The 9,388-nt window shown below is 34.3% G+C and carries 9 protein-coding genes and 2 pseudogenes; 8 read left to right on the plus strand and 3 right to left on the minus strand.

Annotated features, from left to right (window positions below):
• Positions 1 to 6: 6 nt before the first annotated feature.
• On the minus strand, positions 7 to 681 hold the full coding sequence (locus tag MV052_RS09780) for a F0F1 ATP synthase subunit A (RefSeq protein WP_297443860.1): 675 nt from the start codon (positions 679 to 681) through the stop codon (positions 7 to 9).
• Positions 682 to 793: 112 nt separating this feature from the next.
• On the opposite strand from MV052_RS09780, the gene MV052_RS09785 reads away from it, so the two are divergent.
• Positions 794 to 1,372 (plus strand): DUF3365 domain-containing protein, encoded by a 579-nt coding sequence (locus MV052_RS09785; RefSeq protein ID WP_297443862.1) that lies wholly within the window; start codon positions 794 to 796, stop codon positions 1,370 to 1,372.
• A gap of 19 nt (positions 1,373 to 1,391) precedes the next feature.
• Here the strand turns inward: MV052_RS09785 and rny are convergent, their stop codons facing one another.
• The gene (gene rny, locus MV052_RS09790) at positions 1,392 to 2,960 is read right to left on the minus strand and encodes a ribonuclease Y (RefSeq protein ID WP_297443864.1); all 1,569 of its coding nucleotides are present in this window, start codon (positions 2,958 to 2,960) and stop codon (positions 1,392 to 1,394) included.
• Between the two features lie 24 nt (positions 2,961 to 2,984).
• On the minus strand, positions 2,985 to 3,551 hold the full coding sequence (locus tag MV052_RS09795) for a 5-formyltetrahydrofolate cyclo-ligase (RefSeq protein WP_297443866.1): 567 nt from the start codon (positions 3,549 to 3,551) through the stop codon (positions 2,985 to 2,987).
• A gap of 65 nt (positions 3,552 to 3,616) precedes the next feature.
• Between MV052_RS09795 and MV052_RS09800 the strand changes: the two genes are divergently transcribed.
• The 7 genes and pseudogenes from MV052_RS09800 to MV052_RS09830 all read left to right on the plus strand — a co-directional run bounded on the left by MV052_RS09800 (position 3,617) and on the right by MV052_RS09830 (position 9,242).
• On the plus strand, positions 3,617 to 4,180 hold the full coding sequence (locus tag MV052_RS09800) for a TlpA disulfide reductase family protein (RefSeq protein ID WP_297443867.1): 564 nt from the start codon (positions 3,617 to 3,619) through the stop codon (positions 4,178 to 4,180).
• Between the two features lie 3 nt (positions 4,181 to 4,183).
• Positions 4,184 to 5,059 (plus strand): annotated as a pseudogene (gene ftsY / locus MV052_RS09805) (signal recognition particle-docking protein FtsY); the annotation flags it as partial.
• Between the two features lie 314 nt (positions 5,060 to 5,373).
• On the plus strand, positions 5,374 to 6,720 hold the full coding sequence (gene radA / locus MV052_RS09810) for a DNA repair protein RadA (protein ID WP_297443869.1): 1,347 nt from the start codon (positions 5,374 to 5,376) through the stop codon (positions 6,718 to 6,720).
• Between the two features lie 72 nt (positions 6,721 to 6,792).
• Positions 6,793 to 7,053, plus strand: a complete 261-nt coding sequence (locus tag MV052_RS09815; RefSeq protein WP_297443871.1) for a hypothetical protein — start codon at positions 6,793 to 6,795, stop codon at positions 7,051 to 7,053.
• Positions 7,054 to 7,069: 16 nt separating this feature from the next.
• A complete protein-coding gene (locus MV052_RS09820; protein WP_297443873.1) occupies positions 7,070 to 7,720 on the plus strand; it encodes a carbonic anhydrase in 651 nt (216 codons plus the stop codon).
• A gap of 64 nt (positions 7,721 to 7,784) precedes the next feature.
• Complete coding sequence (gene fliL / locus MV052_RS09825; RefSeq protein ID WP_297443875.1) at positions 7,785 to 8,339, plus strand: flagellar basal body-associated protein FliL; 555 nt, start codon at positions 7,785 to 7,787, stop codon at positions 8,337 to 8,339.
• Positions 8,340 to 8,483: 144 nt separating this feature from the next.
• Positions 8,484 to 9,242: pseudogene (locus MV052_RS09830) on the plus strand (site-specific integrase).
• The last annotated feature ends 146 nt before the right edge of the window (positions 9,243 to 9,388 follow it).

Below are 9,388 nucleotides of genomic sequence, written 5' to 3' on the forward strand. Positions count from 1 at the left end.
AAAGACCTAGTGTTCTTCAACAGCTATTGCGCCACCAAGGTAAACATAAGTAAGCATCATAAAGATAAACGCTTGTAAGAATGCCATAAATGTTAAAAGTGCAAATGGTACCATTGGCATAACCCATGGAGCAAGCATCAAGATTACCATTAAGAACATATCATCACCTTTTACATTTCCAAAAAGACGGAAAGAAAGAGAAATGATACGAGAAATATGAGAAACAATCTCAATCGGGAACATTAACCAATATAACCACCATACTGGACCTAAAAAATGTTTTAGATAAAGTAATAATCCATGAGCCTTGATACCAACGTAGTTGTAATAAACAAAAACAGTAAGTGCTAACGCCAAAGGCATTTCAAGCATTGCAGTTGGAGCTTCAAAACCTGGAAGAATACCAATAATATTTGACACTCCAACAAACAAACCTATTGTTGCAACAAGTGCAAGATATTTACGAGCGTGTGACTTACCCATAACATCCGTACCCATACTCAGCACACCTTGAATATAAGCTTCCATAAGGTTTTGAGTACCTTTTGGTACAATTTGTAAGTTTGTCATTGCAACTTTTGCTAAAAATAAAGCTATACCAGCTGATAGTAGCATATGTGTCATGAAAATAAAAGTCTTATCTTCTGAGATAAGTCCGAAAAAAGTAAACAATTCACCCATTGGCGTGCTCCCTTGTCTATTAAAATTAGCGCAATTATAATCAAACTTGCATTAAATTATTATAAGTTTTGTTATAATCGTTCACATAATTTTAAAAATAAGGAAAAAAACAATGAATCTTCTCAAATTAGTTACATTATTAAGCCTCGCTACATCCTTACTCTTAGCAGCTCCCAAAACAAAAGAAAATACTCAAATCAAAGCCCTCATCAAGATGGGACAAACTAGCTCCAAACTTCTTCTAAAAACTTTAGCTTCTAATATGAAAAAAAATATGAAAGCTGGTGGACCCCTTCAGGCTCTTGATTTTTGTTCTCAAGAAGCGTACACCCTCACTGAAAAAGTAAATCAAAAACTTCCTAACGGTGTACGAGTCAAAAGAATTAGTAGTAAATTTAGAAATCCCGCGAACAAGCCTACAGGTAATGAACAAGTTGTTTTAGAGTCTCTACAAAAGCTTAAAGATGCCAATATTCTTTTGCCAAAACAACTCATCCAAAAAGTAGATGCAAATACATACAAGTATTATAAGCCACTTATAATCAAGAAGCAAGTATGTCTCAAATGTCATGGTGACGTAAAAGAGACTGATTTAAAACGTGCAATAGCAGAGCGTTATCCGATTGACAAAGCTATGCATTACAAAATGGGAGATTTAAGAGGAGCAATTGTAGTTACAATTACAAAATAATCTTTTAGAGCAAGAGTTGCTATTTTGCAAACTCTATTGCTCTACTTTCACGGATAACATTCACTTTAATTTCGCCTGGGTACTGCACTCTATCTTCTATCTCTTTAGCAATTTCTTTCGCCATTAAAATAGACTCATCGTCATTAACTAAGCTAGCATTCACAATAACACGAACCTCTCGACCTGCGTTAATAGCATAGGCTTGTCTCACGCCATCACGTGAAGAAGCTATATCTTCTATCTCAGTAACACGCTTTAAGAAACTCTCTAACACTTCCCTTCTCGCCCCTGGTCTTGCAGCAGAGAGTGCATCTGCAGCACAAACTGCACCACATTCGATAGAGTTAATCTCTTGTTGTCCATGATGTGCATATATTGCATTTATTACAACTTCACTCTCATTATACCTACTACATATCTCAGCACCCAAATCAATATGATTTCCATCATGATCATGCGTCAAAGCCTTACCAATATCATGTAAAAGCCCTGCCCGTTTAGCTAGGATAGCATCACCACCCATCTCAGCAGCCATAACTCCTGCTAAATGTGCCACTTCTAAAGTATGTGCCAAAGCATTTTGTCCATAACTTGCACGGTATCGTAAACGACCGATGAGTTTAACAAGCTCTGGGTGCATAACCCCAATATTCATATTAGCAATAAGCTCTTCACCTTCAGCCAATATTTTTGATTCAAATTCATCAGAGACTTTTTTATAGATCTCTTCAATTCTTGCGGGTTGAATTCTTCCATCTTCAATCAAAAGCTGCAGTGTTTTTGTTGCAATAGCTCGGCGATAAAGATTAAAGCTACTTACCAGAATTGCATTTGGTGTATCATCTATAATGATGTCCACACCAAGTAAACTCTCAAGCGCTTTAATGTTACGCCCCTCTTTTCCAATGATACGACCTTTAAGTTCATCATTTTCTAAATGAACTAAGTTAGTAAGCCGCTCAGTAGCAAATTCTCCTGCAAAACGGCTTGTTGCCTGTGCCAAGATATAGTTTGCTCTTTTTTCTGCTTCTTCTCTAGCTTCATTTTCACTTTTTCTGACAATATGTGCAATATCTGCACGAGACTTCTCTTCTATTTTTTCAAGTAAGACATTTTTAGCTTCATCTTGAGTCATTCCTGCACTATGTTCTATGGTATGTAGTGCCTCATCTCTTTTTTTCTCATAATTTTCTTTGAGTAAAGCGAGTGATTTTTCATTTCTATCCAAATTAATTTTTTGCGCTTTGAGCTGACTTAATTTGCTTTGAATTGTTTCTTCTTTAGCTTTTTCATACTGCTCAAATTTTTTCTCTTTTCGAACAAGTTCATCCTCTCTTTGAGAAAAATCTGCACGTACCCTCTCTTTCACATTATCAAACTCTTTTTGTGCTTCATGTTCAATTTCACGAGCTTTAAGTTTTGCACGCTCAAGTAGTGTTTGTGCTTCATTTTCAATTGCTTTTGCTTTTGCAACAGCTTGTTCAACATAAATATCGAAATTTGCGCTTGTAATTTTTTTAGAGATGAAAAAACCCACTACTCCACTCACCGTGGCAATCGTGCCACCTAGTAGTATCTCATCTAACATGTTTGTAAACCCTTTTCGTTTAAACTATAGAGTACCTCTTTTTATCGTTTTCCTTGGCGTGATTAAAACATCACATGACACATCATATGCATCACATATCAACTTTTTTGTGTAACAAAATTCTGGCTGTGTAAATATTGTATAAGGTTTCTTGTTTAGTTTTTCAAAGAAACGATCATACATCCCTTTTCCAAAACCAACTCTTTGTAACTTTCCATCAACACCAACGGCTGGTACTATAGCTATATCAATTTTATTTATATTTTTTATTGTATTTCCCGCTTCAAAGACACCAAAATTCTTTTTTTTCAGCGGTAGCCTAAATGGTACCATCTTAAAACTTTTACCTTCCATAAATGGAATAAATACCTCATGTTTTTTCCCTAGTATCTTGAGAGATTTGCGTATATCTGCTTCAAATGGTAACGGATAATAAAAAAGTATTTTCAGTCGCTTCTTCCCTGCATAAGCAGATATCTCATCTATGAGTTTTTTGTTAAGCAGATAATTTTTATAAAATTTGTTATGTTGTGACGATTTTTTAATCTTTTTGAGACAATTTTGTCTAAATACATTCTTTGTAAGAGTCATATTACATCTTTATGGTTATAATTTTGCACATTTTACACAAATAAATAAACAAAGGCAAAAGGTTCATGTCAAAATTTTCTCTATTATCAACGCTTTTAGCGGCTTCATTAATGTTTCAAGCTTGTTCAGACAACAACAAAGATACAGCTCAAGATGTAAACTCCATTTTATCAACAAACGAATTTGTTTTAACAGGTTTAGATAATAAACAGTACATCATAGAAAAAGCACCACAAGGTTTTAAACTAAAAAATATGCAAGGAAAAGTCCTTATCTTAGATATTTTTGCAACTTGGTGTCCTCCTTGTCAAGCAGAAGCTTCACATTTGGCTTCACTACAAAAGAAATACAAAGATGATTTAGTTATCATAGGTATCACTGTTGAAAACAATATCCCAAATACGAAACTTAAAAATTTCAGAGAACTTCATGGTGCTGACTATGTTTTAGTAAATTCAACTGAAAACACAAGAATTATTGATGCTGTTGCAGAAAAACTTCATCTTGGAAGAGATTTTGGTATTCCTCTTATGGCAATGTATAAAGATGGAAAACTAGTAAACTATTATCAAGGTGCGACAGAAGAAGAATTTATCCAAAGTGACATCAAAAAAGCTTTAGGAAAATAATAGATGTTTGGATTTATTAAAAAATCACTTAACAAAACTGTAGAAGCGATTAAAACAGTTGCTCCAAAGAAAAAAAAATATTTTACAAAAGATGAACTTGAAGAGATTCTTTTAGAAGCTGATGTTGAGTATGGTTTGGTTGAAATCATCTTAAATGAAATCTATCAAGAAAAAATCACAAGAGATATTTTAGAGCAAAAACTTCTCGCCACACTTGCTTATACTAGCTACAAAGAGCCTGAATATACTGCACCATTTGTAGAACTTATCATCGGTGTTAATGGGGCAGGTAAAACAACAACCATTGCAAAACTTGCTTATAAATACAAACAAGAAGGTAAAAAAGTCATGCTTGGTGCAGGTGACACCTTCCGTGCTGCAGCAATTGAGCAACTTACATTATGGGCAAATAAGCTTGAGATCCCCATTGTTTCATCTAAACAAGGGCATGATAGTTCTGCTGTAGCTTATGATGCTATCGACTCTGCAAAATCAAAAAACTATGATAATGTCATCATCGATACAGCAGGAAGGTTACACACACAAACAAATCTTGCTAATGAACTTAAAAAGATCAATCGTATCTGTGCAAAAGCCCATGAAGGTGCTCCACATAGAACTGTTTTAATCATTGATGGTACACAAGGAAACTCTGCGATTTCTCAAGCAAAAGCATTTAATGAAATGATAGGTGTCGATGGCATTATCATCACAAAACTTGATGGAACAGCCAAAGGAGGAAGTATATTTAGTATTGCTTACGCTCTTGAGCTTCCTATACTTTATGTAGGAACAGGTGAACAGCCTGAAAACTTAACCCCTTTTGATAAGTATGAATTTGTTGATGGTCTTTTAGATGCACTTTTCGAAGAAAAAGAAGAAAAAGAAGAAAAAGGAAAAGAGACAACACAACAGACTGAGCTAAACGCAGTAGATGAAGAAAAACCAGAAGAACGCAATAAAGATAAAAAAGAGAGTGCACTTGAAACATTTTTAAAAGATGAAAAACTTGTTCTTCTCAAAAGTTTATCTGAAAATTTGATGCTAGTAAATTATGCAAATACGCCTGTAGATACAAAGATTGAATACAAAAATGGCAAATGGAAGTATTGCTAATATTTCATTTTGTCATATTTTTAGACTATCCCTTTAAAATAGAATACAATTCATACATTACTTACTAAAGGTTTTTTATGGCGAAGAAAAAAATACTCTTTGAGTGTCAGCATTGTGGTCTTACTACTCCAAAATGGATGGGAAAATGTACTAATTGTGGAGCGTGGGATAGTTTCATTGAACTGAGTGAGCAACAACAAGAAGTTGTAAAACAAACAAAGTCTACTGCATCCAAATCAGCCAAAGCCATTAGTATCAACGATATCGTAGAAGAAGAGATTTATCGCTTCTCTTCACTTGATGATGAACTCGATAATGTACTTGGTGGTGGCATTGTTCCTGGATCTTTAACTCTTATCGGGGGAAGTCCAGGTGTAGGTAAATCAACACTGCTTTTAAAAGTAGGTGCAAATATTGCCTCAACGAAAAAAGATGTACTTTATGTCACGGGAGAAGAATCAGCAGGACAGATAAAACTTCGTGCCAATCGACTCAACTCAAACCATGATTCACTTTATTTGTTAAGTGAGATACGACTTGAACAAATATTAGTAGAACTAGAGCATAGAAAATATGACTTTCTTATCATTGACTCTATTCAAACTATTTACTCAGAAAACATCACATCAGCTCCAGGATCAGTAACCCAAGTAAGACAAATCACTTTTGAGCTTATGCGTATAGCAAAAGAAAAAGATTTGGCAATTTTCATCATAGGGCATATCACAAAAGAAGGCTCCATTGCTGGACCAAGAGTCTTAGAACATATGGTAGATACAGTTTTATACTTTGAGGGTGATTCATCTCAAGAGCTACGCATACTTCGCGGATTTAAAAACCGATTTGGTGCTACGAGTGAGATAGGTGTTTTTGAGATGAAAGCTGAAGGTTTAGTCTCTGCAACTGACATAGCATCACGCTTTTTCAATCGTAACTCTTCGCAAAGTGGCTCTGCACTTACTGTTATCATGGAGGGTTCTCGTCCTATCATCTTAGAAGTACAAGCCCTAGTTTCAGAGTCACATACACCCAATGCAAAAAGACAAGCAACAGGTTTTGACAACAATCGTCTCAATATGCTTTTAGCACTCTTAGAGAGAAAACTCGAAATTCCACTCTCAGGGTATGATGTATTTATCAACATCACAGGCGGCATAAAGATAACTGAAACTGCAGCAGATTTGGCAATCTTAGCGGCTATTATTAGTAGCTTTCGTGACCGTGCCATTTCAAAGGAGACCGTTTTCATTGGAGAAGTCTCCTTAGTGGGGGATGTGCGAGAAGTCTATGCACTTGATGTAAGACTAAAAGAGGCAAAAATGCAAAATATCAACAAAGCATTAGTCTCTAAAAAGCCACTTGAAAAAACAACTGTGAAGACTTATATAGTTGATGAAGTATCAAAACTTTTAGAGTGGTATTAAATTGAGCAATTTAAAGTTTTTTTTGCACAATTTAATTGTATAATAACTTACTAAGACAAAAAAAGGTGAACGATGATAGATGCAGAATTTAGAAGTGAAGAAAGATTTTCAAGAATGGCAATTGGCTTTGACACTCACGAAGAAAAAGTAAATGCTCTTCCCCAAATTGAGAATATTACAAAAAAATGCTCTCTTCAACCAGAAATATATACAACAAAGGTTTCAAGTGGGAAAGAGGTCTACGTTATAGAATATCATGACGACTGTAGCCGCGAAGCTGGTCCGATTTTTGAAGAAATAATGAAAGTTTTAGATATAAAAATTTGTAGCTAAAAAGAGAGTTTATTTAATGAAAGATTATGCAAAAGGCAACAAACTCTTTAGAGACTACTTTAAAAAGAATAAAGAATCACTGTTAAACCTCGTTAAAAGTGGACAATCACCAAAAGCACTTTTTATTGGTTGCTCTGATTCTAGAGTAATACCTGATTTAATTATACAAAGCAATCCAGGTGATTTGTTTGTAGTACGTAATGTTGGTAACTTTGTTCCGCCATTTAAACCAGATGAAGATTTTCATTCGACAGCTTCAGCGATAGAATATGCTGTTAGTGTTCTAAAAGTTAATGACATAATTATCTGTGGTCATACACACTGTGGTGCTTGTGAACATCTCTTTCATGAGATTGATGACACGCCTGATCTCATTCATACAAAAAAATGGCTTGAACTCGGAGAGAGTGCTAAAAACTCCGCAATTGCAACGCTGACAGAAGATGCTCCCAAAGAGGAGTTACTGCGTTTGACAGAGAAATTTTCAGTCATACAACAGATTGAAAATATTTTAACGTATCCAAGTGTACAAAGGCGATTTGAAGCTGATGGACTACATATTCATGGGTGGTATTATCATATTGAGAATGGGGATATAGAGTATTATAATGCAGAGAGCTCTGAATTTTTGCCACTTAATACTATCGCACAAAAAAATAAAATTTAAATTTTTTTATTATTTCCGATATACTATCAAAATTAAAATAAATAAATAATGTCAAGGAAAAAAAATGGCTGATGAAGAACAAGTAGAAGAGACTGAGAAAAAAGAGAAAAAATCTAGCAATATGCTGATGATTATCATCATTGTTGTGTTAGTTTTCATCATAATAATTGGAGCAGTGGTTGCAGTGCTACTTATGAGTGGGGATAATGAGGCTGTAGATGCTTCTGCACCACAAGCAAAAGAAAAAACTATCTCTCAATCACAAACTACTAAAAGAAGTAGTGTTGCCATGGATAATGACAGAAAACTTAGCGACATAGGCATACTCTACCCGCTTGACACTTTCACTGTAAACCTAAAAAGTGACTCAGGGAGACGCTACCTTAAAGCGACAATATCTTTAGAGCTTAGCGGAGAAGAATTAAGTATAGAACTCGATGCAAAAGCAGCAGTACTTCGTGATAGAATCATCAGAATTTTAAGTTCGAAAACTTTAGAAGAGATTTCTTCTAAAAAAGGAAAACAAAAAGTTTCTGAACAAATCATGAATACATTAAACGCAATGATAACAGACGGGCAAATAAAAGGCATCTACTTTACTGAATTTGTTATTCAGTAGGCTAATTTTAGCAAATTTCATCAAATCTCTCTAAGCCCCTTGAAATGGGGCAACTCTCATGATATACTATCTTCAAATCTAATCGCTAAAAGTCATAATTCTTCATATTGAGCGGACTTTTAGCGGACTTAAAAGGTAGATAACATGACAGTTTTAAGCCCTAAAATCCCTACTTCTTACACAGGTATTTTTTACAAAGAAGTAGTAAATGACGATAAAAAAGTAGTCGATAAAATATTTCTTATTAGATATAAAGATGAAATAGGCAGAGATAAGCAAAAAACCATAGGTAAATATTCACAAGGCATTAGACTTACATATTGTAAAGCTATTCGAGATGAAACAATCCGCTTCAACAACGAAAGAGAGAGATATTTAACTACTATAGAGATAGAACTCCTAAAAAAAGCTGTATCACATGAGATGGAATTATTATTGTTTGTAGAAATTGCACTCAGTACTGGAGCAAGACTTGGTTCAATTATGAAGATGAAAAAATCGGATATCGATTTTGAAAATGAAAGCATTAAAATTAACAACTTCAAAACAAATGATAAATACATTGGGTATCTTAATGATTCAACATTAAATCTTCTTTCATTTCATACAAAAAAAATGAGAAAAGATGCAAAGATTTTTTCGGTTTCACGAAGCTATGTATCTTATAAAATCAGAGGCATTATGAAAAAACTTTTCAATGAAGGCATCACAGATGAGTATCAAAAAGTCGTCATTCATACACTATGACATACTTTTGCTTCACATTTAGCTATAAACGGTTGTCCAATTTACACCATCAAAGAGCTTATGAACCATAAAACTATCGAGATGACAGAACGATATGCAAAACTTGCTCCAAATCAAGGTAAATCTCAAGTGCAAAGACTATACAATCCACAGTAGCATTATTCAAAAGCAAAAAAATTAAACACCCCCTCGTGGAAGGTGTAGGGTGTTCAATTTTTTCTTGACTTTCCGAATAACACTACAATACTTTATATTTTAATCTTTTACATTATGAAAGATACACTACTAAAATTACTTGAAGA

It is taken from the genome of Sulfurimonas sp. (genome assembly GCF_026988655.1).
In the GTDB taxonomy this organism is placed as follows: domain Bacteria; phylum Campylobacterota; class Campylobacteria; order Campylobacterales; family Sulfurimonadaceae; genus Sulfurimonas.